General features: G+C 69.3%; 21 protein-coding genes and 2 pseudogenes. 15 read left to right on the top strand and 8 right to left on the bottom strand.

Annotated features, from left to right (window positions below; all coding sequences use genetic code 11):
- Positions 1-123 precede the first annotated feature (123 nt).
- From ACZ418_RS40550 to ACZ418_RS40560, 3 genes and pseudogenes are all read right to left on the bottom strand, one after another.
- A complete protein-coding gene (locus tag ACZ418_RS40550; RefSeq protein WP_468373286.1) occupies positions 124-1,341 on the bottom strand; it encodes a hypothetical protein in 1,218 nt (405 codons plus the stop codon).
- Positions 1,342-1,470: 129 nt separating this feature from the next.
- Positions 1,471-3,363, bottom strand: a complete 1,893-nt coding sequence (locus ACZ418_RS40555) for a pentapeptide repeat-containing protein (RefSeq protein WP_468373288.1) — start codon at positions 3,361-3,363, stop codon at positions 1,471-1,473.
- Positions 3,364-4,075: 712 nt separating this feature from the next.
- Positions 4,076-4,995 (bottom strand): annotated as a pseudogene (locus ACZ418_RS40560) (helix-turn-helix domain-containing protein); the annotation flags it as partial.
- A gap of 187 nt (positions 4,996-5,182) precedes the next feature.
- Between ACZ418_RS40560 and ACZ418_RS40565 the strand changes: the two are divergent.
- Both ACZ418_RS40565 and ACZ418_RS40570 read left to right on the top strand, forming a co-directional pair.
- A complete protein-coding gene (locus ACZ418_RS40565; protein ID WP_468373290.1) occupies positions 5,183-5,545 on the top strand; it encodes a hypothetical protein in 363 nt (120 codons plus the stop codon).
- A 68-nt stretch (positions 5,546-5,613) separates the two neighbouring features.
- On the top strand, positions 5,614-6,261 hold the full coding sequence (locus ACZ418_RS40570; protein WP_468373293.1) for a DUF3159 domain-containing protein: 648 nt from the start codon (positions 5,614-5,616) through the stop codon (positions 6,259-6,261).
- Here the strand turns inward: ACZ418_RS40570 and ACZ418_RS40575 are convergent.
- Positions 6,258-6,887: a class I SAM-dependent methyltransferase gene (locus ACZ418_RS40575; protein ID WP_468373296.1), complete on the bottom strand. Its 630-nt coding sequence runs from the start codon at positions 6,885-6,887 to the stop codon at positions 6,258-6,260. The two genes, ACZ418_RS40570 and ACZ418_RS40575, sit on opposite strands and share 4 nt — an antisense overlap.
- Positions 6,888-7,329: 442 nt before the next feature.
- Here ACZ418_RS40575 and ACZ418_RS40580 point away from each other — a divergent pair, with 442 nt between their 5' ends.
- The 5 genes from ACZ418_RS40580 (at position 7,330) to ACZ418_RS40600 (ending at position 12,943) form a co-directional block, all read left to right on the top strand.
- Positions 7,330-8,265 carry a UbiA family prenyltransferase gene (locus ACZ418_RS40580; protein ID WP_468373413.1) on the top strand — a complete coding sequence of 312 codons (936 nt, stop codon included), beginning with the start codon at positions 7,330-7,332 and terminating at the stop codon, positions 8,263-8,265.
- The gene (locus ACZ418_RS40585; protein WP_468373298.1) at positions 8,265-9,212 is read left to right on the top strand and encodes a hypothetical protein; all 948 of its coding nucleotides are present in this window, start codon (positions 8,265-8,267) and stop codon (positions 9,210-9,212) included. Before ACZ418_RS40580 ends, ACZ418_RS40585 begins: the two co-directional genes overlap by 1 nt.
- On the top strand, positions 9,196-9,846 hold the full coding sequence (locus ACZ418_RS40590) for a hypothetical protein (protein ID WP_468373300.1): 651 nt from the start codon (positions 9,196-9,198) through the stop codon (positions 9,844-9,846). Before ACZ418_RS40585 ends, ACZ418_RS40590 begins: the two co-directional genes overlap by 17 nt.
- Positions 9,843-10,919, top strand: coding sequence for a UbiA family prenyltransferase (locus ACZ418_RS40595; protein ID WP_468373303.1), 1,077 nt, complete (start codon positions 9,843-9,845; stop codon positions 10,917-10,919). Before ACZ418_RS40590 ends, ACZ418_RS40595 begins: the two co-directional genes overlap by 4 nt.
- A gap of 1,079 nt (positions 10,920-11,998) precedes the next feature.
- Positions 11,999-12,943, top strand: a complete 945-nt coding sequence (locus ACZ418_RS40600) for a DUF3710 domain-containing protein (protein WP_468373306.1) — start codon at positions 11,999-12,001, stop codon at positions 12,941-12,943.
- Here the strand turns inward: ACZ418_RS40600 and ACZ418_RS40605 are convergent.
- Complete coding sequence (locus ACZ418_RS40605) at positions 12,906-13,169, bottom strand: hypothetical protein (protein ID WP_468373309.1); 264 nt, start codon at positions 13,167-13,169, stop codon at positions 12,906-12,908. The two genes, ACZ418_RS40600 and ACZ418_RS40605, sit on opposite strands and share 38 nt — an antisense overlap.
- Positions 13,170-13,879: 710 nt before the next feature.
- On the bottom strand, positions 13,880-14,194 hold the full coding sequence (locus ACZ418_RS40610; RefSeq protein ID WP_468373312.1) for a hypothetical protein: 315 nt from the start codon (positions 14,192-14,194) through the stop codon (positions 13,880-13,882).
- Positions 14,195-14,237: 43 nt separating this feature from the next.
- Here ACZ418_RS40610 and ACZ418_RS40615 point away from each other — a divergent pair, with 43 nt between their 5' ends.
- The 3 genes from ACZ418_RS40615 to ACZ418_RS40625 are packed head-to-tail and all read left to right on the top strand — an operon-like array spanning position 14,238 to position 19,863.
- On the top strand, positions 14,238-16,151 hold the full coding sequence (locus ACZ418_RS40615) for a VMAP-C domain-containing protein (RefSeq protein ID WP_468373314.1): 1,914 nt from the start codon (positions 14,238-14,240) through the stop codon (positions 16,149-16,151).
- Positions 16,148-18,550: an FxSxx-COOH system tetratricopeptide repeat protein gene (gene fxsT / locus ACZ418_RS40620; RefSeq protein ID WP_468373316.1), complete on the top strand. Its 2,403-nt coding sequence runs from the start codon at positions 16,148-16,150 to the stop codon at positions 18,548-18,550. The genes ACZ418_RS40615 and fxsT overlap by 4 nt, the downstream gene beginning before the upstream one ends.
- A 44-nt stretch (positions 18,551-18,594) precedes the next feature.
- Positions 18,595-19,863, top strand: coding sequence for a KAP family P-loop NTPase fold protein (locus tag ACZ418_RS40625; RefSeq protein ID WP_468373318.1), 1,269 nt, complete (start codon positions 18,595-18,597; stop codon positions 19,861-19,863).
- Positions 19,864-20,059: 196 nt separating this feature from the next.
- On the opposite strand, the pseudogene ACZ418_RS40630 reads toward ACZ418_RS40625, so the two are convergent.
- Positions 20,060-20,197, bottom strand: a pseudogene (locus ACZ418_RS40630) (IS5/IS1182 family transposase); the annotation flags it as partial.
- A gap of 188 nt (positions 20,198-20,385) precedes the next feature.
- The gene (locus ACZ418_RS40635) at positions 20,386-21,321 is read right to left on the bottom strand and encodes a LysR substrate-binding domain-containing protein (protein WP_468373320.1); all 936 of its coding nucleotides are present in this window, start codon (positions 21,319-21,321) and stop codon (positions 20,386-20,388) included.
- Positions 21,322-21,392: 71 nt separating this feature from the next.
- Here ACZ418_RS40635 and ACZ418_RS40640 point away from each other — a divergent pair, with 71 nt between their 5' ends.
- From ACZ418_RS40640 to ACZ418_RS40660, 5 genes are all read left to right on the top strand, one after another.
- Entirely contained in the window at positions 21,393-22,310 is a 918-nt protein-coding gene (locus ACZ418_RS40640) for a dihydrodipicolinate synthase family protein (protein WP_468373322.1), read from the top strand.
- Between the two features lie 189 nt (positions 22,311-22,499).
- The gene (locus ACZ418_RS40645) at positions 22,500-22,712 is read left to right on the top strand and encodes a hypothetical protein (protein WP_468373324.1); all 213 of its coding nucleotides are present in this window, start codon (positions 22,500-22,502) and stop codon (positions 22,710-22,712) included.
- Between the two features lie 314 nt (positions 22,713-23,026).
- Complete coding sequence (locus ACZ418_RS40650; protein ID WP_468373326.1) at positions 23,027-23,299, top strand: hypothetical protein; 273 nt, start codon at positions 23,027-23,029, stop codon at positions 23,297-23,299.
- 158 nt (positions 23,300-23,457) lie between these two features.
- Positions 23,458-23,703: a hypothetical protein gene (locus ACZ418_RS40655; RefSeq protein ID WP_468373328.1), complete on the top strand. Its 246-nt coding sequence runs from the start codon at positions 23,458-23,460 to the stop codon at positions 23,701-23,703.
- A 372-nt stretch (positions 23,704-24,075) separates the two neighbouring features.
- Positions 24,076-24,717, top strand: coding sequence for a hypothetical protein (locus ACZ418_RS40660; RefSeq protein WP_468373329.1), 642 nt, complete (start codon positions 24,076-24,078; stop codon positions 24,715-24,717).
- The last annotated feature ends 474 nt before the right edge of the window (positions 24,718-25,191 follow it).

A 25,191-nucleotide genomic window follows, 5' to 3' on the forward strand; every position in this document is an offset into this window, starting at 1 on the left:
TACCCAGGACCCTGGCGCTGAGGGAGCCCACCTCCACCGGGGACTGCTCCAGGGTGAGCGCAGTTGGGCCGCAGAACCACTCGACCAGCCCGAGGGCCCGGCCGCGGAGCTTCAGTGACTGCATCAACTCGGGCTCGGGACAGCCGACGACACGGGTATGGGCGTGCCCCGGATCGAGCAAGCGGACGCCGGCTGTGACGGTGTGGATGAAACGGCGGTCATGGCGAGGAGGCTGTGGGCCCCGGTCCCATGCCATGGGACCGAAGAAGCTGTACCCCTGCGTCGGGTCGGCTGCGGATTGCACAGTGCTGTACTCCAGGAGGAAATGAGGAAAACCAGCCTGGCAGGAGGTTGAGTTAGGTCAGGTCGCCGGGGGAGCGAAGCGCCGCTGTTCGGTGCGGCGGCGCTGTTCGGCGGCGAGCCGTTTGGCCTTGCGGCGAACCCGTTCCCCGAAAGCCTCCGGGTCACGGGCGTTGGCATGCCTGGCTGCCTCGGTCCAGGTGGTGCCCTCGCCCTCGGCGTACGGAACACCACCCGCCTCTCGGCCTCCGTCAGGCCGCGCAGCACGTGGTTGAGGCGCTCGTCCTCGAATACCCCGCCCGCTGTCCGGGCAAGCAGATCCACGTCGGCGGCGACCAGATCGTGCAGCGACAGGCCTCCGAGGTCGGCGTCCAGGGACAGCACGCGTCCGTGGCGGGTCCTCCGGCGCCACAGCGGTACCAACTGTCGATGCAGTGTCCGGGCCTCAGCTCTTAGGACGCCGAGAGCGTCGCAGGGCAGGCGTCCGGTGTACTCAATCGCAGCGGCCCAGTCGCCGACGAGCGCCGTCGAAAGAGCCTCTTCCCACCGGTTGCTGACCGGCAGGAGAAGGTGTTTGCGGGCAAACTGTTCCACGTGCTGCTTCACCACGTCCCCCACCGTCCAGCCGCGCTTCCGTTGAAAGAAGGCTGGGCGGCGGTTGGGGCCGAGTGCCACGTCGGCCCGCGCCCTGAGTGCTGCCATCAAGCTGACGGCAGCTAGCCCCTCGGCGCTGGCTACAGCGCTGAGAGTTTCGGCTGACTCAGGCACGACTTGGACACCGTCGCACACCGCTTTGACTGGAACGCGCTCGTCCACGACGTCCCACACGACACCGTCCGAGGCCACACCCACGTAGAGCCGCGGAGGGTGGTTGAACAGCCGGACGCAGGCCGTGCCTTCGCAGGTAGGTTCAGCTGGTATGACGCGCAATACCGAGTCCCCACTACAGACCGCGCGCCTGGTCCGGTCGACTTCGATGAGCCTGGGGCTGCGCCGGACTTTGCCCTCAAGCGCACGGGGGAGGTCACTGCTGGCGTTCACTTCGGCGGCTCCTTCAGAGGTATCAGCTTCCCTTCTCGGGCTCGGGTGGTGGGTACAGCGGCAAAAAATCTCGGCCGCTCAATGTGGCGTCAGTCACATCAGGGTCCGCGGTGCAGCCGTGCGCGACCGTCAGCGTTTGATGCGTCCGCGTACCGCGAGGACCGCGAGGGCCAGGAGGGCGGGTTCGAGTAGGCGGGAGGTCATCTCGATGTAGGTGCCGGCGGTGGTGAGGTCTTGTCCGCTGGAGCGGAAGATGACCGAGTTGAGTGTGACGTTGAGGCCTTTCTCGAACCGCTGGCCGGTGAACCGGTTGCCAGTGGGGTTTTGCGGGTCGTCCGTGTCGATGGTGAAGGTGACACGGCCGCCGCCGGCCGGAACGATGCCGCTGGCTTCCTGTTTGGGGGAGTGCTGGGGCAGGCCGAAGCCCATGAGTAGCAAGATGGTGGTCAGCATCGCCGTGGCAAGCCACGCGAGGGCGCGGGAGGCGCGCAGACCGTAGCCGGACAGAAGCCAGTAGGCGTTCAGTAGTCCGCGCTCGCCCGGCGAGGTGTCGACTCGGTCGTGACGGCGCATCTCCATCTCGCCGTAGTAGAAGTCGGCGGCGCCGGGTTCGTTCTTGCCGTCTTCGAACGCCTTGCGTAGCTGCCGGTAGAGAGCGACGACGTCCTCGGGGTCGGGGGTCAGTTCGGGGGCGGGGTGGTGTGGGCCGGGACGCCACTGACGCGGCGAAGGGACGACGCCGCGGGGTGGTGCGGAGTGGCCGGCGGTCTGGGCGCGCCAGTGGTGTTCTTCGGCCAGGGTGCGTCGGCGGGTCCAGCGTGCCGGGGCGATGCCGCGGCGGTGCCAGCCGGTGGGCACGGGGGCGAAGGTGATGCGTCCTTCGAGACGGAGCTGGTCGAGGTGGAAGGCGCCGGAGAAGAGGCAGTCGGTCAGATCGATGTCCGTCAGGACGAGGTGCGCGGCGTCTACTCCTTGCATGGAGGACAGCCGTGCCCCAACAGGGAGGTATGTCAGTGAGCTTTCGTCCACGACCTGCACGGTGGGGGTGGCGAAGTGGCTGGGGTGGGTGACGAGCGCTACGGGAGCCGACAGTACGGCCTGGCTGAGGTCTGCGGTGGCGTATCGCAATCTCACGGTTGCTGTCGACTCCCACCGAGTCCTGATGAACTGCACTTCACGCGCAGCGATTTCCAGCGTCACTGGTGTCTCGAACACGGCGCCCCACAAGGTGACCACGTTCTCGCACACCAAGGGCCCAAAGAGAGAAGTCGCCGCAAAACGCGCCAGCTCGAACCTGGCGTTGTCGTGGAACTGGGCTCCTCCGAACCTGGCGTTGTCTGAGAATTGCACCTCATCGAATAGGGCATCGGCGATGAATTGCGCCGTTCTGAACCAGGCCCCGCTGGAGAACTGCGCTCCGCTGAACACGGACGTGCTGGAGAACTTGGCTTCGTCAAAATAAGCTTCACCCGAGAACTCGGCTTCCCGGAAATCGGCTTCGCCGAAAAACTCCGCAGCCGCGAACACCGAACTTCTTGAGAAGCCCGCAGCAACGAAGTCGGCGGTTTCATCAAATTTTGCCCCTCGGAACCAAACGTCGCCGCTAAAACGCGATCCCGTGAAGTTTGCGGTGCCGCGGATCTGCGCACTGCCGAAATCGGCGGTGCCGTTGAAATGCGCCCTCTCGAACTCGGCTCTGCCGTTGAACTCGGCCTTATTGAAATCAGCGGTGCCGTTGAACTGGGCTTCGCCGAATCTGGCTCTACCGAAGCTCGGGGTTCCAAAGGTCGGATCGGTCAGAGCGTCGAGGAGTTGCTGTAGCAGTTCTTGGGTGAAGGGGGTTCCTCGGAGGTCGATGTCGGCGCCGGGGGTGAGGCTGGCCAGGTAGGCCTGGCGCTCGGTGTCCGCGAGGTGGGTGAGGCATTCGGTTTGCCCGGGTATGTGGATGCCGCGGCAGAGGTGGGGGTCGGTCGGGGTGGTGGGGTGGTCACACGGGGACCAGGACGGCGGCGGTGTGCTCATGGCGTGGCGGCTCCAGCTGTCATGTACCGGTTCCGGGGCTCGCTAGGCCAGCCACACGGTTCGGTCAGTTACTCGAGCATGGTGGCCTGTTCGCCGCCGTACCCGCCCAGGGATTACACGTTGTGATGCCGTCGTTACCATCGCCTCTGTCTCCGTGACCAAGACTTTCATCGCTGTCCCCGCCTCGGCGCGGCCGGTGTAGCGGTCACGGCGCCCTATTCCGGCGGCCAGTTGATTGCTCATGCGGTGGACTCGTTTGCCGAAGGCCACCGGATTGGTGTCGCGTCCGGATGGTGGGCCTCGCCCACAGCGAGGCCCACCACGTCTACAGCGAGGTGATCTTGCACCTCCGTCGCTTTGGTCGCTGAGGGCGGGGGTGCGGCGGCCATGAGGCGGGCGTGCCGGCGAGCGGTGAGATCCGGCATGGAGGCAGGGGGCTGGACGAAGCGGCGAATCAGCTCATCCAGCAGCGGATCTGCATCTCGGGGAGCCGGAGTGGGCAACGGTTCCCCGCGGCGGAGGAGGCGTGTGCGGCAACTTCCCTGGGCGAAGCGGTTCTTCAATTGCTGCTGGACGTCCCACGGAGTTGGGGCAAGGAGTCAGTGGACATACGCAGGAAGCGGTTCGTGTAGTCCCGCCACGGGTGTTGAGGGCATGGCGCGTGGCGTGTCGTGGAAACCGAGTACAGCCTTGATCGCCTCGCTACGTGCTACGCCGAAGGCCAGGTGGGGGAAGTACTCCCGCGCTTGGTGCTCAGATGCGGTGAGTAGTTGTCGCAGCTGATCGCGATGCGCTTGCCGGCCGGGTGGAGGGAGCGCAGGTAGCGGCAGAACTCCAGGAACTTTGAGCGGTCCTTGGTCTTCTTGATGTGGCCGTAGAGCTGGTCTTTGTCCAGGTCGTAGGCGGCAAGCAGGTGCCGGACCCCGTGCGGGCGGGTGTAGGTCGCGCGGCGGCGCGGGCGCGGTTCGCGGTCGGGGTCCTTGCCCTTGCCGCCGACTGCAGCCCACTGGTGGCCGGGGTGGGGCTGCAGGTTGAGCCGCCCGAACTCGTCCAGGCAGAATGTGACTTCGGACTCGCCTTCCTCGGGTATGACCTCGCGGTCGGCGATGGCGTAGAGGGTGCTCGACCCGGGCCTTTTTGAACGCATAGTCGGGGTCGCCGGAAGCCTTCCAGGTCTTCAGGCGTTGAAATGTGACGCCCTCCTCGCGGAGCAGGATGCGCAGGCCCTCGTGGCTGATGTCGTCGACCACCCCTCGGCGACCAGGAAGTCAGCCAGTTTGGCCAGGCTCTAGGTCGAGAGAACGGCAGGCCATGCTCGATCGGCCTGGACTTGGCGATCTTCTTGATCTCACGCCGCTCCGGCAGGATGAACGTCTTGGGTCGGCCGCCCTTGTACTTCGGGTAGAGCGAGGTGAAGCCGTCGGTGTTGAAGTTGTGGATCACATCCCGGACCCGGTCGGGGCTGGTGAACGTTACCTCGGCGATCTTGGCCACGCCCATGCCTTGGGCCGATAAGAGCACCCTCTGTGCTCGGCGCCAGGTCACCACCGATCCGGTACCTCGGCGGACGATCCGCAGCAGCCGCTGCCCCTCGTCGTCATCGATCTCGCGGACCCGCACACACTTAGCCACCTGCCCAGCATGACGCACAACGCGCCGGCCGGATCACCATCCGGACAGCGCGTCACAACAGGGCGAACGTTGCTTGATGCGGCACTAGGATGCCGGCGGTACCAGGCTTTTCTCGGCGGCCCCCGGCGGCAACGCCTCGCGTCGCTTCGGTCACGAAACGAGCAACAAGCCTCCGATGTCAGGACAGTTGGCGATCGGTCCCTCCACACTGGCCGGCATCGAGAAGCTGACCGGCAGCGGGAAGGGAGGGGCCGTATCGGTGGAGTACGTGCGGCTCGCGGACGGCAGTCAGACGGTGGCCACGGCCGTCGTCAGCGTGATTCTGGGGGGCATCATCCTCTTTGCGATCGTCGCGAAGGTCGCCGAGAATCTGTCGGCCCTCGCCCGGGCCAAACCCAGCGATCTCGGCTTCCCCCTGATGATCGCGTCGGTGATGTTCCTCGTCCTCTGGCTCGTCCTGGCGGTGTTCATGACGTCGGGGACGCAGGCGGCAGCCGTCGCGGGCGGCATCGTGGGCGTGCTGTTCCTCGGCATGCTGCTCTTCGGGTAGCCGGCCCCTTCGAGGCCGCACGACCGCGGATGGAACGCGTCAGTGGATGGAAGAGGGGCAACTCTGCCGTGACATCCCCGGATTCGACGGAGCCGGTGCAGCCGCGGCGCTCGGTGATGGCCCGCGACGCCTGCCTGGTGGCTCTCGTCGGCACACCGACCCTCGTCTGGTACGGCGCCTGGCGCTTCGCGTCGGTGTCCCTGGCCGTGGCGGCGTGCGTCGCCCTGGCAGTCGGTTGTGCCGCCACGCTGATCGCCTCTCGCCTGGGGCATGCGCGGAAGATGCTGGTGGCCCTGGGATTGCTGGCTCTTTCTGTGGCTCTCGCGGCGCTCACGGGCCGGGCGCAGGACTACTTCCTGCCGGGCATTCTGATCGACGCGCTCTACGCGGTGGTGCTGTCGGCGAGCGTGGCGCTGCGGCGGCCCCTGATCGGTGTGGTGCTGCGGGCCGTCGCCGGGCGATGGCGGTTCCGGGTTTCGGGTTCGAAGCGGGTGCACGCACTGCTCACCTTGCTGTGGGCGGCACGGTTCGCCGCGGAAGCCGTAGTGATGACCGTCCTGTACCTGCGCGGCGACACCGATGTCTTGCTCGTGGCGCGCTTCGTGCTGCGCGCGCCGTTGCAGATCGCCTGCGCCGCGGTGACGCTCGCCGTCCTGGCTCACGGCGCCCGGCAGGGTAAGGCGGAGACCGACTCGCCGAAGGCTGCCGGGAATTAGGGAGACGAGTCTCGGTTGCCGGGCAGGGTGAGCCGTGTCGTACCCCTTGCGCGGACCAGGGCCCGCATGCCCCAGTGCGCCGGTACGGCGATGACGGCAGGGGGGACGAGTGCGCGGCTCCGGGCGATCGTCTCCGCGATCCGGCCGAGTTCCCCCGGCGACCCGTGCGGTGGCCGGCGCAGGACCAAGGAAGGCAGCGTCCTCCACCGCGTCCGTCGCGGGGGCGGGCGCAGATCGCCGTACCAGGATGCCCGGATGTCGGCAGACAGCAACAAGCGGGCATGCCCGTCCAGTTCGCTCACCGCGCGGCGCCCGGCGGACGGCCGCCAGACCGGGTGCAGCGCGAGCAAGCCCTCCGGCCGTACCACCCGGAACAACTCGGTCAGCAGTTCGTCGACGTCCGGTACATGCTGGGCGACGAAGCTCCCCAGGACGACGGAGAACGTGCCGTCACCGAAAGGCAGGGCTTGCCCGAGCGCGGCGACCGCCCTCGAACCCGCCGGGGGCTCGTCCGCGTACGCGGGGTCGACTCGGACGACATTCAGCCGCTCACGCCCGAAGGGTGAGTCGCCGGCGCCGATGTCGAGAATCGGGCCCGCGCGGTCCACCACTTCCGAACCGAACACGCATGCGTAGAATTCCCCGGTTCCCCGCCCAGTTCTGATCGTTTGCCGTGAGCGATCGAGATTTTTCCGGTGAGTTTCTCGCATCATTGTGCACTTCCGATCTCGGCTAATCGAACTACTCAGCACATATGGACAGTTCATGGTGTGCTCGGTCACACTGTTGGAACTTTGCATGACTGATCAAGGGGGCGGGTGTGCAGCAAGGTATTTCGGCAACCATCGCAGATCGCGAAATATTCGAAGAACTCGTGGGTTCGATCAAGCAGGACTGGCGTAGGGCGGAGACGGCGGACAGCACACGAGAACGCCGGCGGCTTCTCGAACCGCGCGCCGATGAAGGCGTCACTTGGTGAGAAAGGATTCCGGTCTCCGGCGGTACAGCCGGCTGACCAGGGTTCATGCCGCGAGCGCCGCGGCCTTCGTCTACCCCCTCGGCCCCTTGGTGGCCGCGGGGGGAGACGTGTCCCCAAGACCGCTGATCGCGGTCTCGGCCCTCGGGGTGCTCGGTCACACCTATGGATGCACGGTCAACGACCTCGCCGATCTGGAGTCCGACCGACGGAACCCGGCGCGACGCAGAAGTGTTCTGGTCAGTGGTGCTGTCAGTATTACCGGGGCGCGTATCGCGCTCGCAGCTCAGCTGGCTCTGGCCGTCGTGCTGACGATCTTCGCCGCGGTCGCCGGAGAATCGGGGTGGTTGTTCGCCGTAGGCATGACCGTCCTTTTCGCGACCGTCACTTTTTCCAACACCAGTCAGAAGCGCAGGATCGCCCATCCCTTGGTGATGGACCTCCTGTTCGGCGTGAACATGGGCGCACCGGCTGTCCTGTGCTGTGCCGTGACGGCCCCGCGTGATCTCACGCCCGCATGGCTGGTGGCCGTGGCCTTCGGTATCCACATGGTCCTGCTCAATGTCGTCGCCGGAAATCTCAAGGACCTCGAACACGACCGGGCGGTGGGAGACGACACGACGGCGCTCCGGGCGGGGGTGCGGCTGACCGATTCAGGCCGGCTGATACCGACGCGCTCCTATCTGCTGCTGCTCTGCGTTCTGCTGCTCGGTTCGGTGGCCTCCCTTCTCGCACTGGTCCTGGCAGCGCCGTCTCCGGCCGGACACCGCGCGGTGGCGACGGCCGTACTGCTCGTCCTCCAGGGCATGGCCGGCCATTCGCTGTGGACGCTGGTGCGGCAGGCGCGGGCCGTGAACCCGAACGGCCGGGAGCGTTATCTCGGCTTGAATTTCTTCTCGTTGATGGTGGCGTGCTTGCTCTGGGCACCCCTCGCGACGGTCGTCGTCGCCGTCCTCACCGCCGTGTGGCTCGTGCTGACCCGCGGCCTGGTGGCCCTCCCTACCCGTGAGCAGGAGAAGATCGCCTGATGCCGTCCCTGAACGAGGCGCGCTCCGCCGTGCCCTGGGAAACCGTCGTCGCTCGCATTCACCACGAGATCACCCGCGCCGTACCCGCGCTCGACACGACGGTCCGGGAACTCCCTCACAAGGTGTTCGGCCTCGATTCCGGCTTCTTCTACATGCCACTCGCCCAGGCCATGCACTGGGGGGAGGAGGACGGAGGCTGGCTGGAGGAGGTCGCCACCGTCTTCGGCCTCGGGCACCTGTATTACGTCCTGCACGACCAGCTCGTCGACCACGGACGGCTTTCCCCCAGGCAAGCTGTGCTCATGGACGCCGCGCTCACCCTGTACCTGACGCGCGGGGTACGGCTCGGGGCCGGAACCGAGCGCTTCCTGGCCTCCCATGCCGCCAGTGCGGCCGCCTATGCCGAGGCGCTCTTGCGGGACATCGCGCACAACGAGCGGCCGGGAGACGACTACAGCCCCGACGACGTGTTCCGTCTGGGAGAGAAGGCCGCCCCCGGGATTCTGGCCCTGGTCGTCGTGGCGGCGCGCTGCGGACGGTCGCGGCACCTCGCGGAGCTGCCACAGGCCGTCACGGACCTGTGTTCCGGACTTCAGTTGCTCGACGACCTGCAAGATCTGAGGGAGGACTGGGAACACCGCAACGTCACCTTCCCCGTCTCCTTGGGTATCAGCGCGCTGGGCATCAGCGCCCCGGACAGTGCCGATCCCTCGCACACGCCCTTCGCCGCCCACACCGCGGACGACCTCCTCGACGCGCTGTATCTGAGCGGCGGAGCAGCCGTTGTGCTGCGACTCGCACTGCGCTGCCTGGAGCGGGCGCGCGCCGCGCTGTCGCGGACCGACGCCGGAGTCGTCCTCGGACTGACCGACACATGGGCCGAGCGCGCCGCAGGGCAGCTCGACCGAGCGGAGAAGGGATCAGGCGCCCATGCTCGTCTGGGGTGACCGCGTGAAGCCCCCGGTCCGCACCCGGCTGACCGGGCACACCTACGGTGTCTACTACACCCTCTGCATCGGTCTCTTCCGCCCCACCGTGCGGGTGCCGCGCACGGTGATGCCCCCGGACCCGGTGCTCTACTACATGCCGCACGGGGACCTCGTCCCCGGGGTCTTCGCCGCTCGCGGATTCCGTCATTTCGCCTGGGTCAACGACAACACGGTCGGCGGCTACGCGGCAGCACTGCCCGCTCTGGCCGCAGGAGTGGACGTCTTCCGCATCGGCCGTGGAGGACACCGCAGCCCGTACCAGCAGGTCCGGGATTTCCTCCGCGAGCGCACGGGGCCCGTCGGGATCTTCACGGACGGAGGCCGCCGGGACGGCAGGGTGAGGACTTCCCTTGCAGCGCTGGCGAAGGACACCGGCAGGGCGGTCGCCCCCTTGCGCGTCCGCGCGGACCGGGCCTGGGAGTTCCAGGGCCAGTCGGTGCCCCGTCCGTTCAGTACGATCCGGGTCGCCCGGGGCGAGCCGATCCCCGCCGCCGCGCTGTCCGCGGCCGGAACCGAGCGGAGCCGGGAGATACTCCAGCACGCCCTGGACGCACTGAGCGAGGCGGCACCAGGCGGGCGAGAGACACCATGAGGGACGCTAGGACCGCGCACGGCACTGCCGTACCGGCCGTAGCCGTCTCCGGCCGTGACGGCACAGGGATCGCCGGACGCCTCTGGGACTACACGGGTCTGGTGCGGCTGGAGTGCCTGCCCCTGCTGTCGGCGCCTTTCCTGCTGGGCTTTGCCGTGTTACCCACCGGCTCACCGGCGACGGCATACGCCTGGTTCGCAGCCGGTCTGGCCCTGCACGGCCTCAGCTGTGCCAGCAACGACATCGCCGACAGGGAACTGGACGCCCTGGACCCACGGCGAGCCAACCGGCCCCTGACCTCGGGACGCGTACCGGTCCGGCACGCTGTCGTCCTGTCGCTGCTCCTGGGCGCGCTGTTCACGCTCGCGGTGCTCACCCTGCCGAGCGAGCACCCTTCCCTCCTGTGGGTCTCCCTGGCCCTCACTGTCTGGGGCAACACGCGGCAGAAGCGCTCCCGTGTCCCCACACCGGTGTCCGACCTGCTCTGGGGCGTCAGCGTGGCCGCGCCGCTGCTCGCGTTCACCCCGGCGCCCACGGTCGGACATCTGGCGGCGGCGGCCGCTCTCGCCCTGGTGGTCACCGCGTTCGACGTGGCGGGAGGAGACGTCAAGGACCTGGAGACGGACCTGTCCGCCGGGCTCCGCACCACGGCGATCGTGCTGGGCCTGCGGCCCGGACCGCACGGTGTCGGCACATCCACCGCGTTCCGGCTGACGATGACAGCCGGCTACGCGGTGACAGGGGCGCTGTGCCTGACGGCACTCCTTACCGCGTCGGCTCAGCTTCCGCTCCTCCTGACCACCCTCACGGCCCTCCTCGCGGGCACTGCGCCCCTGGCACGCCACACCGCCGGACGGCGCGTCTCGGCCGGCGGCCGCAGCGTGCTGTTCCTGGCCGGCCCGTTCGTCGCGGTGCTGGGCGCGACGGCGGCCCTGGCACCCCGCCCCGCCCAAGTCGCCCTGAGCATGGGAGCCGTGACGGGAGCCACGCTCGCGGCCGCCCTCGGCCGACGGCTCCTGGCCCGCACCGCACGGCGCCTGCCGTCTGCGCACAAGGAGCTGCCGGAGGCGTGAAGGGCCGCCCGACCTGGGGAACGGGTCAGAAGACCCGGGTCGCGGGCTGGGTTTGTGAGCGCACCGCGGTCCGATGGCCTGCCGGCGGGGACCCCTACAACTTCAGGCGGAACCAGATCGTCTCATGCCGATAACATCGAGGCCAATGGGCTGAGTGGTGAGGCGGCTCGGGAGAATTCCGCTGGCGGATCCGTGGGGCAGCCGGGAGACCTCTTTACTTACCAGGTAAGCCCTGGCGACTCGGATACCCTCAGTGCCGCGGCAACGTTTGGTGGGAGCCGCACAGCTTCTGGCGATCGCCCGGCCATCCTTATCTTCCGCATGTGTAAATGCACCTACGAACGACTCCGTGCGGAGGGGCATATGACCACCCGTGTCACTGACGAGGTGAGTGGAAGGGTCGAGCACATCTTTGGCCCGGGAGCGATGCCGTACTTGCAGCAGATCTATCGCAGGGATTTTTGATCGCTGTAGAGTGCTGAGAGAGTGATAGGTGGTGATGCCCGGATGGTTGATCCCGCTGAATACGATAGGGACATGCCGCGCGTTCAAGAGCATCTGGAGAAGTTTGAACGAGCCGTCGCGAATGTGCGTCGAAGCCACAGTGGTCACACGCTGGATGAAGTTCGGCAGGCCCTCTTGGAGGAGTTCGAATCGGAGGGTTTGGTCGTATGGAGCGAGGTGGCGGATGATGCCGCTCGCCACATCGCCGGGGGATAGGCGAGGCGTAAGGCTTCCATTTACGCAACCGACGGATGCATTCGATCGCTACAGCAAATCTGAAGGCCCGCCAGGTGTGTCCTGGCGGGCTTCAGCGGTGGGTGACGGCAGTAGATGACGGCAACGTCAGTGGACGGTGGCTCCGCACAGCGGCGGGTCGTCGCCGTCGTCGCGGGTCGACTCGTCGTTGGCAGGGCCGCCAAGGGCGGTACTGACGGTGTCGATGGCTACGCTCAATGTACGACTATCGGGCACGGCGTGCAGGTCTGCGACCCGGTCAGCGCGGTGGCTGTCACCATCACTGTTGGGATCGACGCGCTCAAGAAGGGGCTGACACGAAGGGTGGCAGAGGGCGGCTGATGAACCAGGTCAGGGCGAGAGCCAAAGAGATCGTCGAGCAGTATGGCCGGGACGGGGGTCTCTCCGTTCAGAGTCTCGACTCGGCGGAGTTCGGGGTCTGGGACCGGCTGACTCCGGGTGCGCTTCTCGTAGCGGCCCTCTGCCTCGCCGCGACCGAGGACCCAGCACTGGCCGATCGGATGGCGGAGTCCGGCGACTCACTGTTGTCCCGGCTGGTCTCGGGGGACTTCCGGGCGATCGAACTGGACGCCGAGGACGCGTCCATGGTCTGGGAGCAGGCAATGGCCCGGCTATCGGCGTATGCCTCGTCGGACGCGCTCGATGTCTTGTTGACGCAGGCGGAAGACCTCTGGTCCGAAGTGCTCGAATCCGGCGAGATGGCCCGCCCCCGGGTCCGAGATGGCGAGTCCGGGCCTTGGGACGCGGAGGAAACGCCGGTGCCTTCCGGGGTGGAACGCCTCGACTACGGCGTTCTGAAAGTGCCGCGACTGGAGGGCGCGCGGATACACCCGCTGCACGCCGGTGAGCGCATCGTCGGGGTGATCGTTTCCCTCAACGATCAAGCGCTGAGTCTCCAGGTGTTCAAGGCTCCGACGGGCCCGGTCTGGGATAGGGTCCGTCCGAAAGTCATTCAGGGTATCCAGAACCAGGGCGGTAGCGCGGAGGAAGCCGTCAGCGGCCTCGGCGCCGAGGTTCGTGCTCGGATCCCTGTTGTACGGGACGGGAAGCAGGTGCTCCAGCCCACCCGGATCATCGGTTGCGACGGGCCAGGATGGCTCCTGCGTGGGGGCTACGGAGGGCCAGCAGCATTGGCGGATCTGGTGGACCCGCGGGCCTACCACCTCTTCACCCAGATGGTGGTCGACCTTTCGGCCGCGGAGGCCCAGACAGATGCGACCCAGGAGATTACAGACGTAGAGGTGCGTTGGCCGGCCAGGGAATGAGCCACTCGGCGCGGCGCCCGGCCTCGTCGGCCACGGCCTGCTGGGCGGCCACGGGATCGGTCAAGTGCAGGTAGGCGGCCTTCTGCTCCCGCAGCCAGCCCCGCAGCGCCCTGTCGCCCTCGCCGAGGTGGTTCACCGCCTTCTGCCCCCGTTCGGCCGCTGCCGGGGCGCGCCCGGTGGCCGCGAGATCAAACGCATCACGCAGCGCGACGTCCTCCGGCCGCACCGTCCCTCCACCAGCGCCCGCCAGCTGCGCTCCCTGGGGCACCCGCCCCGCTCGCGGGTGCAGTAGGCGGCTGCCTCCGCCCCACACCGGCGCCGCTGGACGAGCGACAGCCGGCGCCGGAGGCGACCGAGTTGTCGCCGAGGCCGACAGGCCACCAGTTCGCCGAACGCACCTGCCGGTCTGCGGGAGATCACCCTCCGCATCTCGGGGTAACCTCAACCACCCATCCAGAAGGGCCGCAGTCCGAAGTGATGCTGCGGCGCTCCGCGCCGCAGGACCAAGGATTCGCTTCCTCTCAGGGCTGAAGTTCTGGGGTTTCGCGAAAGTCGAGTGCAGTTACCTCGGATACGGGGAGGACGGCGCTGTAGAGCTGGATGTCTCTGATGTCGGCGTTGGCGTATGAGCTCCTCGGAAACGCTAAGGCCGGTTCGTTGACGTCGTGGCCGCTCGGAACACCCCCGCCGATGCGGGGGTGTTCCGGTCTGAGCCGACGGGCTCACCGGACCTCTCCACGACCGTGGAGAGGCGGTTCTCCCTGCCGACGCGGGGGTGTTCTCGAGGTGCAGGCCATCACGCCACAGCTTGGTGGGCTTCCTCGGTGATCTTGCCACGCCAGTACCTTGCCCAGCTGTCCAGGCACCACAACTGCCGTCCCGGGAGAGCTGCGGCTTGGGAGATCTGCTCGGTCGGGGTGATTGACCTGATGGCCGCTACGGTCTCACCAGAGCTGACGAGGTGTCGGCGTACTTCTCCTTGAGTTGCTCGTGCTCGCTCAGCTTGCGGCTGAACGCCTCGAGTGTGCTGTCCTGGGCTTTCACCCAGGCCTGGAAGAGTTCTTTGAGATCGAGGAGTTGGTCCTTGCGGAATCCGGTGCGGAGCGCGAGTTCGAACAGCGCGTGAAGCGCTTCGTCGTGAGGGGTGTGCCGGTGCGGACACCGACGCCGGACCGGGTCATTCCGCTTCAGCGGTGAGAGGATTCCGGAGCCGACCTCGATGTCGGCCGTCCTCCTGACAGAGCCCCGCACCGCACCGGATAATCGGCGCGCGAGGCACGGAAGGGGGGACGCGGTGAGCGAGGCTCGCTCCGACCGGCAGGGCGTCCTGATCACGGACCTTGGGGGACACGCCCGGGGGTCCGGCTTTCTGGTCGCCACAAACCATGTGCTGACCTGCGCGCATGTTGTGGCCGACGCCCTCGACGCCCCCGCGTCCGGCGACCGGCCGCAAGGGCACGTCCTGGTGCGGCTCCCCGGGTCGCCGGCGGAGCGCAGGGCCGAGGTCGTGCCCGGCGGGTGGCTGCCGTGGCGCCCGGGCAGCGGAGATCTCGCCGTACTCCATCTCGTCGACCCCGCCGAGCACAGGCCTCGTCCGCCAAGCCGGGAGCCGGCCGAGGCCGGAGCCGTCGTCGAGATCTGGCATCACGATCCCGAGGGGTTTGGTTCCTGGTGGAGGGCGGTCGTGCTGGACAGCCCCGAGCCCGGGTCGACCGCGTGGTCCCGGCTGGAGTTCCCGGGACCGGCGCCCGGGCCGGGGGCCAGCGGCGCGCCGGTCTGGGACCGGGACAGCGGCCGGGTGGTAGGCATTCTCATGGCGGGCGCGGGCCACGAGGACCGGACTGTGGGCTGGATGCTCCCGGTGAGCGAGGCGCTGGGCCTCGTCCCCCTCACCGCCGTACGCCCGCCGGGCGGCGGAGAACCGGGCCCGAGCCGGCTCACCGTGCGGGAGCTGGGCGAACTGGTCGACGCGCTGCTGGCCGTGCCTCTCGTGCCGATGGAACTCGATCTGATCCTGAGCCACTTGAGTCCGGCGTTGGCCGCGAGCGTGCCACGGTTTTCCGCGCCACGCGTGCAGGCCATCGCGCTCCTCCGGACCTGCGCACGATGGCCGGACGGGCTGCGCACGCTGGTCACCACTCTCCACATGGTCCAGGCCGCGGGCCCGGAGCTGGAGACGTTCGCGGCCCTGGTGGACAAAATGACCTCGGAGCCGCTCCTGCTGCCGGCCGAACGTATCCAGTTGCACCGGCTGCTGGCCGCCGTAACCTTCCGGGCGCAGGGCGAGGACCTCCTTGAACGCGCTGCCGAGCTGGAGGACAGCGCTGCCCCGCCCGGCGGCCCCGTCGCCCTGCTGGAGTTCGTCTCCGAAGTCGCCGCGCGCGCCGATCCGCCGGTGCAGGAGGCGCTGCTCGACTGGCGCCGCGGCACGGCCGAGCGCCTGGGGCCGCACGCCGTGCCCGCACAGCCGCCGGTCGGGTCCCCCGAAGCGCCGTGGGTGCTGAAGTTCGTACTGCAGAAGGCTGCCTGGGACAACGCACGGTTCGAACTGTCGTCGTGGCTGCTGCGCGGACCGGACGACGAGGCCGTGCCCCTTCGGGGCAGCAGCGAGCCGATGTCGCTGGACACCGTGCGGGCAGCGGTCGGCGAGACGCTCGGGGAGGTCGTAGGGCACGCCTCCCACGCCGACCGCCTGCGTGTCGAGTTCGAGCTGCCCCCTGATCTCCTCGAACTCCGCGTTGACGAGTGGCCGGTGGACGGCGTGTCCGAGGGCCCGGCCCTCGGCACGCTCCATCAGGTGGTCGTCCGCGTCCCGCGCCTCCATCGCGACTCCGCCTGGCGCGCGCGCTGGCAGGAACTGTCCCGGGCCCGCCCGCTGGGCCGGAAGTGGTACGAGGGCGGCGGCCGTCGGGTCCTGTGCCTGGGCGGTCTTGAGGACGAGCCGTCGCCGCAGGCATCCCGAACAAGGCTCTGGAGCGCGATCATGGCGGCCGGCGTACCGGTGGCCCTCTGGTCACGCGACGGGGCGGCCGAGACCGACGCCCGGATCGAGGAGCTCGCCGCGGACGCGACCCTGACCACCCTTCCCGAGACGATCCTGGAGTTACGCCGGGGTGAAAGCCCGTGGGCGCAGTCGATCGCTCTGCTCTACGACGATCCGAACTCCGACCTTTCCGAATCCCCCCAACTCCCCCTGACATCGCCATGAGTGCCGCGAGGACCCAGGCCGACTCGGCCCTTCTCGGGGCCCTGCGGCCGTTCGCGGGCGGGGCCTTCGACCTCCATCTCGTGGTGGACGACGCGCCCTCCATGGAGATGTGGCACGACAACCTGGCGCTGTTCGCCTCCGTGACCCGGCGCGCGTCGTTCCGCGGCGTCCGGGTGCATCGTCTCGACACGTCCGCGTCCGGGAACCTCCTGTGTGTCGACGACAACGGCAGGGCGGCCCCGGCGAGCGACGTCCTCGGGGAACGTGCGCACGGCCGTGTGCTGGTGCTGGCGACCGACGGACTGGGGGCGGGCTGGCGGGACGGCCGGATGACGCAGCTGCTGGGCGCGTGCGCCGCCCACACGCCCCTGGGCGTGATGCAAGTGCTGCCGCAGCGTCTGTGGTTCCGCACCGGCAACCCCATCGTCGACGTGGAATGGCGCGCGGACGGCCCTGGCATACCCGCCGCGGCCCTGCGCCGCAGACCGCCGAGTCCGACCCCCGGGTCGAAGCCACCGGTCGGCGACGCCGTGCCGCTGATCGCCCTAGACCTCGCCGCCCTGCGGACCTGGGCATGGCTGACCGCAGTCGGTGGCGGTGTCTGGCACCAGGGGCTGGGGTTGCGCCTGATACCGCCGCTGTCGCCGGTGCACCCGATGCCTCCGGCCGACGGGCAGGACCTCGTCCGTCTCTTCCAGCGCACCGCCGAGCGCGACTCGGTCCGGCTTGCCGCCCTGCTCGCGGTCGCGCCGCTGGTCACGGTGCCGCTGCTGCGCGGCATGCACCGCCGGCTGCTGCCCGACCGGGGCGAATACCCGGTCGCCGAGGCGTTCCTGAGTGGCCTGCTCAGCCCCGCGCCCGCCTCCGCCGGGGTGACCGAGCGGGCCTACGTCTTCCAGCCGGAGGTCGCAGAAGCCCTCAGGGCGACGCTCCCCCCGTCGGACGTACAGCGCGCGCTGAGCGTCGCGGAGGAGTTCCTGCCGCCGGGCGCCTGGGACGGCGCCCGGCTCTGGGCCCCGGCCTCACACGGTCAGCGGGCCGTGCCCGGACCGCGGGAGTCGGGCCCGGAGTTGAAGGCGGCCTACGATCATCTCCCCTCCCGCAACGGTTACTTCACTGGCCGGGAGGCACTGCTGCGGGAGTTGGGCGGCAAGCTGACGGCCGGGACCGGCCCGTGCGTGCTGTACGGCACCGGGGGCGTGGGCAAGAGCCGGACCGCGCTGGAGTACGCGCACCGCCACCAGGACGACTACGACTTCGTCTGGTGGCTGGAGGCAACCGATTCCGCCAAGCTCACCCAGTCGTTGGAGGCACTGGGCACGGCCCTGGGCATCGAGCCCGGCCCGTCGGGCGCACCCCCGGTGCAAGCCGTCCTCGACCGGCTGCGCCGCGGGCGGGTCCGCAAGGGTTGGCTGTTGGTGCTAGACAACGCCGAGTCCGTCGACAAGCTGGGCCCGCTGCTGCCGCACGGCAACGGACATGTCATCGTCACGAGCCGCACGTTCAGCTGGACGCACCAGGTCCCCGACGTCGTGCCCGTCACTCCCTTCGAGCGCGGGGAGAGCCTCTCCGTGCTCCGGCGCCTGGTGCCGACGCTGCCCGAGGCGGACGCCGATGCCCTGGCCGAGCGGGCTGGCGATCTGCCGCTCGCCATCCTGCAGATCGGGCGGTTCCTGTCGGACGTCGGCACGAACGTGGCTGCGTACCTGACGGAGTTCGACGAGCTCTGCGCGATGCTCCTCCAGGAGGGCGGCCTGCTGGGCTATCCCGTGCCGCTCGTGGCGAGCTGGCGGGCCACCCTGGAGGTGCTGGTCAAGGACATGCCCGCGGCCGTCCACCTCTTCCACCTGCTCTGTCATCTGGGCGTGGGGCCGGTTCCGCAGGACCTGCTGTTCGCCGCCGTGGGGCGTGTGATGCCGCCCGGGCCCGGCGCGGTGCTGTGCCGACGGGTCGGCCTGCAGCAGGCGTTGCGCCGACTCGGTGATGCCGGCCTGGCCACCGTGGACAAGGCCATCCACGCGGTCGAGGTCCACCGGGTCCTCCAACTCGTCGCGCGTCAACGCTTCATGGAACCGAAGGAGCGCCGAGAGGCCGACGAAGCGGTCCTGTGTCTGCTCGCGGCAGCCATGCCGGACTCGTCCTCCGCGCCCGGTGCCCGACAGCGCGTCACCGAGATCGTCCGACGCCTGAACCTCGCTCCCGCCCTGGCGAGCGAACGCCCGGAGGTGAACGACCTCGTGCTTGCCGCCGTGCGCCACCACAAGGACCGCGGAGACTTCGACGCCGCCCGAGTGGCGGCCGAGCTCGCGGAGAGGGCCTGGCGGACCGGCCCCCGGGCCCGACCGGACCGGCTGGAGGCGGTCCGCCGCTGCATGGACGGCTCCTCGCACCCTGCCTGACCACCTTCTCGACCGACAGCAGTTGAGCGACAGGAGACCCCCCTTTGCGTCCGCTGACCGACAATCCCATCAGCCGCCCCGAGGACGACGCCTTCCACTTCGAGCCGTACGTCACCGTCCTGCACGAGGCCGTCACCGAGGCCAGGCCGCTGCCGCTCACCGTGGGCGTGTTCGGCTCCTGGGGAGCGGGCAAGTCGAGCTTCTTGAAGCTGTGGGAACAGCGCTTCGAGAAGAACGGCGTACGCACCATCTGGTTCAACCCATGGAAGTACGACCGGAAGGTCGAGGTCTGGGCCGCGCTGCTGCACACGATCCTCGCCGAGCTGGAGAAGGAGGAGAAACTGAAGGACAAGGCGCGCCGGCTTGCCAAGGCGGCGACCTGGCTGTCCGTCAGGGCGGGCCTGGGAGCGGCGACCGCGCTCGGCACCGGGGGCGTCATCAAGGGCGAGGCCGTGGACCAGATGCTCCAGGACATCTCCGTACGGGATTCCGAGCAGTACCGGCAGATCAACCGCTTCGAGTCCGATTTCGCCCTGGCGGTGGAGGAGTTCGTCGGCACCGACGGCAGGCTCGTGGTCTTCGTGGACGACCTCGACCGATGCACGCCGGAATCCGCCATGACGGTACTGGAGTCACTGAAGCTGTTCCTGGCGGAGACGCAGTGCGTGTTCGTGCTTGCGCTGGACCTGGACGTGCTGGCGGCGGTGGCCACGAACAAGTTCGGAGATGCGCTTAAGGGCGCTCCGTCCGAGGTCGTGTCGGGCATGGCCTACCTCGACAAGATCGTCCAACTGCCCTTCTTCCTGCCGGATGTGGGCTTCGACACCCTGCGGGCGGCCTACGCCACGGCCATTCCCGAGCTCGCAGGCTCCGACTTCTTCTGGGGCCTGTTGCAGACCAGCCTGGGCGGCAACCCCCGGCGGCTGAAGCGCTACCTCAACGTGCTCAGTATGGCGCTGGCCGTCGCCCGGGCCCAGAACGGCCATGCCCTGACGGACGACTTCCGGCTGCGGCTCGCGATCCTGCTGATCATCCGCACCCGGCATCGCACCTTCTTCCATCTCCTCGCCGCCGAACCGGAGACCTGGCGCATCCTGACCGGCTACTTCGAACGCGCGCAGGCGGAACCGCGGAACGCGGAGGCCCACCGGGTCGGCTTCTCCACTCGCCTGCGGGAGTTCACCGAAAACGCCGCCCTGGAGAGCCTCCTCACCTACGGCGGTCCGCACCGCGTCACACCGCCGGACGGTCCCGAGGTGCTGGCGATGATCAGCACGCTGCGCAGTACGGCGGGCCCGGACACCGCCGACTGACTCGCCGGGAAAGCTGTGCGTCAGTCCGGAACCGTCTGACAGGCGAGTTCACCAACCTGGTGCGAGAGTTCCGTCGGACCGCTTGTCCGCAGCGGTCGATCTGGACAACACACGGCGCTCGGGTGCCGGAAAGCGTCTTGGCAGCGCCTGGGATTCCGCGCTGGGAATCGGGACGTCTCGCCGTCAGTGAGCGTTTTCAGCGTTGCCTTTCCAGGGTGAGGACGGCAGCGGCGATGACGGTCAGGCGGTTGGGGCTGCAGCGGGCTCTGCGGAAGATCCGCCAGGATTTCAGTCTCGCGACGCTTCGTTCGACCGGTGCTCGTGCCGCTGACAGGGGGCGAATGCTGCCCGGTCGGGAACAGGCAGCCGACCAGGGTAGCGGCGGCGCCGTGCGGGAGCGGGCGGCAGCAGCGGGGCCAGCCGCTCCCACAGGTCGTCAGGAACAAGATCAGCACACACTCCGCAAACCCTGCCGACCAAGATCGCCGAGCATAAGGCCCGCGACTCAACTCACTGAAGCGATCAGTAAGGAGGCACGGCCCGTGGCGCCACCGCTGTTCGCGCCGCCGCCACGAATGCTGCGATTGCCGGGTGGGTGCCGCCCCCCGCGCGGAAGGCGACCTTCGAACGGCGGAAGAGGGGCAGCCGGGTCAGGACCACGTTCTCGGGGGCGTGTGCGGTGGCCATCTCCGGTACGAATCCGGCGCCTTGCCCGATGGCAGCCAGTGCCAGGACCGTACGGAAGTCGTTGACCTGGTGGCGGATGCGCGGCTGGAAACCGGCCGCCTGGCAAGCGCGTACGGCCATCGCGTGACCGGTCGTGCCGTCCCGGGCCGTGATCCATGGGGCCGTGGCCCACGGTCCGAGCAGCTTTGCCAGCGTGTCACCGCGGGCGGCGGGACCTCTTGCGGGATCGGCGTCGGTGGCGGCGCCCGTGGCCAGGTACATCGGCTCCTCCAACAGGGGCACTTGGTCGACCGTGGTGTCCGGGGACGCGGGCACGAAGTCGTAGTCGTGGACGAGGGCCACGTCGAGTTCGCCGGCGCGCAGGCCGTCGGAGACCCGCGCCGAGTCGATCTCCTGCACCATCGGTTCCAGCGCGGGATGCCGCCGGGCCAGTTCGGCCAGGGTGGCGGGCACGATCGCGGGGCCACCAGAGGGAAACGTCCCGATCCGCAGCGGCCCGCCGATGCCCTCGCGTGCCCCGGCCAGCTCGGAGACCGCCAGTTCCAGGCGTTCGAGGACCGCGTCGGCGTGAGTGACGAGGGTGCGGCCGGCGGGGGTGAGCACCACCCGTCTGCCACTTCGTTCCAGCAGGGGCACGCCCGCCTCGCGCTCAAGCACGCTCAGCTGCTGGGAGACGGCCGAGGCGGTGAAGGTCAGCGCCTCGGCGACGGCCGCGATGGTGCCGCGTCGGTCCAGTTCGCGCAGCAGGTGGAGACGTCGGACATCGAGCATAAGGTGATCTTACGTATAAGCGAAGAAACATGAACTGGATCTACTGGGTTTGTGTCGGTCAGGCTGGGCGCATGAAGCCCGAAGCGAACCTCACCGGCCTGTTTGTCCCCTTGGTGACCCCGTTCACCGACGACCTGCGCCTCGACCCGGACGCGCTCGCCTGGCTTGCCAATGAGGCACTGTCAGTCGGCGGCGCTCGCGGACTCGTTGCCCTGGGCACCACCGCGGAGGCGGCCACGTTGACCACGGAGGAGAAGCAGGCCGTGGTCCGTATCTGCTCGGCCGCCTGTCGGGCACACGGAGCTCCGCTGATCGTCGGCGTCGGCACGAACGACACCGCCGCCGCCATCACGACACTGCGGGAGCTCGCTCAGAGCGGTGACGTCGCCGCGGCGCTGGTTCCCGCGCCGCCCTACACCCGGCCCGGCGAGGCGGGAACGCTGGCGCACTTCACGGCACTCGCCGAACACGGGGGTCTGCCGCTGGTCGTCTACGACATCCCGTACCGCACCGCTCAGCCCCTCAGCACCAGAACCCTGAACGCGCTCGGGCACCTACCGCAGGTCGTCGGGGCGAAGTACGCGACCGGCGCGATCGACGCAGCCGCGATGGAACTGCTCGGCTCGCCGCCACCGGGCTTCGCGGTGCTCGGCGGCGACGACGCCGTCATCTCGCCGTTGCTCGCGGCGGGCGCCAGCGGCGGCATCCTGGCGTCGGCCAACGTCCGCACCGCTGACTACGCCGAGCTCATCTCGCTGTGGCAGCGCGGCGCCGCCGGACCGGCCCGCAGGCTGGGGGCCGAGCTGGCCCGGCTGTCCGCCGCGCTCTTCGCCGAGCCGAACCCGACCGTGATCAAGGGGGTGTTGCATGCCCAGGGCCGTATCCCGAGCCCGGCCGTCCGGCTGCCGCTGCTGGCCGCCTCCGCCGATTCGGTCCGGCGAGCGGCAGACCTGGCCGCCGCCAGGACCCCCCAAGAGACCGCGGCCTGACACCGGCGGGACATCGGGCCCGTGGCCCCCGGGGGAACCCGGTGGACTTCGACTGCAAGCCGATGGGGCCCGCCCGCTCCCGCGCCACCACACTCCGCACGGGGGCGAGCTTCCCAGGCGGCCGAGGCGGCGATCGATCCACAACATGGACCTGTCAGCGGCTGTTGATGAGGTCGGAACGGTGGCCGAATGACGGATGAGATCCGGAAGACATACCTGCAGGCGGTCGAGAAGGCGGCGCACCTGCTGGCCACAGAGCAGGTAGCCCGATTCTGGGAGACCGAGTCCGTGCTCTCCGGGATGTCAGTGGGTGGGTTGGCCGGCCACCTTGTGGCTAGCGTCCTCCAAGGCCAGGAAACCGGCGTTCTGCCGCCGCTGCCAACGGGGTTGGTGCGAGGCTGATGCGCTCTCGGGTTGCGAGATGGGCATATCGTCCGAGAGTGATCCGAAGTGGGCGGCAGCAAGCAGCAGGGTGCCAGGCCCTGGGCCCCTTACTGATCGCTTCAGTGAGTTGAGTCGCGGTCCTGTGCTCGGCGATCGAGCCCACCGGGTGGGACGTCCCACGGGAGACCCACCCGCACCTGTGCGACGACTGCAAACAGCGCGCCATCACCGCCGAACGCCAAGCGCAGAAGGCCAGCGGCACCTGGCTCTCACGCTTCCGCAGCTGACCCGGACAGGCCCGCGCTGTCAGTGGTGACTGCAAAGCTGAACGGATGGACCGTGATGACGAGCAGCTGCTGCGCCGCCGGGTTTACGGCGCCGACTACGACCATCCAGGCCCGCGGCCAGACCGGCACTACGCCGAACTGGTCGGCGGGCCGCTGGACGGCCTGCTCCTCGACATCACCGGCTGGACGCAGAACGAAGTCGACACCGGCGTCTCCCTCCAGACCGAGCTGGGACAGTTCGGCCCCGACGGGCGGGCGCTCTACGACCCGCGCCCCGGCGGCCCGACCCGCTGGGACTGGTGCGGCGACACTCCCTGACCGCCCCTGGCCGACTCGCTCCGCGATCCCGTCAAGGGCACGCTGGGAGGCGTGACCAGCGCACCGATCATCGTGCACCGGCCCGCCGGAACGGGCGGCCGGACAGTCAAGGCCGGGACGAGGTCCTCGGCACCGCCCACAGCGACCACGACCTGGTCGTGTTCCTCGAGGGCGCCGGCATCGCCGACCCCGAGACCATCCTGGACGACCCGCAGTGGGTGGAATGGCGCGGCGGCCCTGCCCACGAGCGGCAGGCCGCGCGCGTCTCCCACCAGTGGGCCTTCTTCTTCGCCGAGCAGGGCGCCCCCGGGGGGGCAGCGTCGAGCACGGCCCCACGGCCACCGTCTTCGGCAGCCCGGCCGCCCCCCCGCACCGCCGACTACGTCGCCGGCCGTTTCGGCTGACGCCCCGCGCCACCGTTCCCGGATCCCGTGGGTCGCGGACGGCGTACGGCCCGCTGACCTCGCTCGCCTCGGCGGCCCTGGCGGTCCTGGTCGTCCGACGGATCACTGCCGGTCGGACCATGCGGGCCCGCCTGAGCCCCACCGGCGACACCGACCTAACCGCCGGCACCGCCGGGGACCCGCCAAGAGCGTGATTCTCCGGTCGGGTGGCCGGGCATGCCGGTACGCTGCCGCCGAGTGACATCGGTCACCAGGGAAGCCGGGGGGCGTTGAGCGGCAGTGGCCAAAAACCAGACAAGTGGCGAGCAGCAGGACGCGCAGACGCGGGCGCGGGCTGGGGACGGCAGGCGTCAGGGCCGCGGCCGCTGGCCCGTGGAACACAAGGCGGCCTGGATCACCGCCGGGATCACAGCGGCCGGAGCCGTGGCGGTCGCGGTGGTCGGCGTCGTAGGGCAGGTGCTGGGCAACCAGGGCGCCGATGCCGGCCCGGCCGCTGGCTCCCGGCCGGCGACGAGCACGCGGCCCGCGTCGGAGCCATCCGCGTCGGAGTCGCCCGCCGCGGCGACGTCCGACGCCCCGGGAGCGGATACCGCGTCTCCCGGGACCGCGGGCACCAGACCGACCGGCGTGGTGCAGAGCGCCGCGGTGCAGTGGCAGGGTGTGCTGCTGCTGGACGACCAGCCCGAGGGAAGCAAGGACCTGGACCCGGTCCGGCCGGTGTCGTCGGGCAACCCGCTGGACGACAAGACCGACTTCTCCGGTTACTTCGGCGAGATCAGAGCCCACAACAACGCGAAGGCGTCCCTGTGGACCGGCAGTGGCATTCCGGACTACGCGGACTGCGCCGGCACAGTGGACGCCGCCGGCGCCGGGGCCCAGCCGGTGAAGGCTGGCACGGTCCTGTGCATCAGGACGAGCGAGGGACGGGTCGGGCGACTGACGGTGACCATGGCGAACAAGGACACCACCTCCATGCAGTTCGACGGCGTCGTGTGGGGCCTGACCGGGCAGTGACCACCGCCCCGACGGTCACGGGTCCGCCCGCCCTCGTCGAGTGACGCCCCGGCCGCCGCGCCCCGTGGGGCTGTCGCCCGGCGCTCCGGGCTGCCGCTCCGCCCTCCCGTGTCGCCCCGCCCCCGGGCTGCCGTCTCGTGCTGGCGCCCTGTCCTGTGCTTCCGGGCCGGCCAGCACCCGCGGGGCGGCCCGTTCGCGTTCGCCTGTTCGAGCTCGGAACGATTGTGGCACGTGGCGTGCTCAGGGGCGCAGAATTGTCCGTTCGGCAAACGAGGTCCGCTGTGATCGCCTCGGTGCGGGTCCCCGTGTGACGCGGGCATGTGATCAGGCGGTCGAGCCCTGCTCGGCATGACCCGCGAGGTCGCATCCAGCGTCAACCACATCTGAGCTGCACGGAACCAGCCCCGTCTCGGCCCGCCAAAGCCGGCTGACAACCGCAGGTTCCTACTCGACGGCCCGCCGCCCGGAGGGCGG

This window comes from Streptomyces sp. NPDC030820 (assembly GCF_055572075.1).

Bases quoted from the DNA above. Each gene is read 5' to 3' on its own strand.
- ACZ418_RS40555 (WP_468373288.1), bottom strand. From the start codon at position 3,363: ATGAGCACACCGCCGCCGTCCTGGTCCCCGTGTGACCACCCCACCACC.
- ACZ418_RS40585 (WP_468373298.1), top strand. From the start codon at position 8,265: ATGCCGTCCCTGAACGAGGCGCGCTCCGCCGTGCCCTGGGAAACCGTC.
- ACZ418_RS40590 (WP_468373300.1), top strand. From the start codon at position 9,196: ATGCTCGTCTGGGGTGACCGCGTGAAGCCCCCGGTCCGCACCCGGCTG.
- ACZ418_RS40595 (WP_468373303.1), top strand. From the start codon at position 9,843: ATGAGGGACGCTAGGACCGCGCACGGCACTGCCGTACCGGCCGTAGCC.
- ACZ418_RS40600 (WP_468373306.1), top strand. From the start codon at position 11,999: ATGAACCAGGTCAGGGCGAGAGCCAAAGAGATCGTCGAGCAGTATGGC.
- fxsT (WP_468373316.1), top strand. From the start codon at position 16,148: ATGAGTGCCGCGAGGACCCAGGCCGACTCGGCCCTTCTCGGGGCCCTG.
- ACZ418_RS40635 (WP_468373320.1), bottom strand. From the start codon at position 21,321: ATGCTCGATGTCCGACGTCTCCACCTGCTGCGCGAACTGGACCGACGC.
- ACZ418_RS40640 (WP_468373322.1), top strand. From the start codon at position 21,393: ATGAAGCCCGAAGCGAACCTCACCGGCCTGTTTGTCCCCTTGGTGACC.
- ACZ418_RS40645 (WP_468373324.1), top strand. From the start codon at position 22,500: ATGACGGATGAGATCCGGAAGACATACCTGCAGGCGGTCGAGAAGGCG.
- ACZ418_RS40650 (WP_468373326.1), top strand. From the start codon at position 23,027: ATGGACCGTGATGACGAGCAGCTGCTGCGCCGCCGGGTTTACGGCGCC.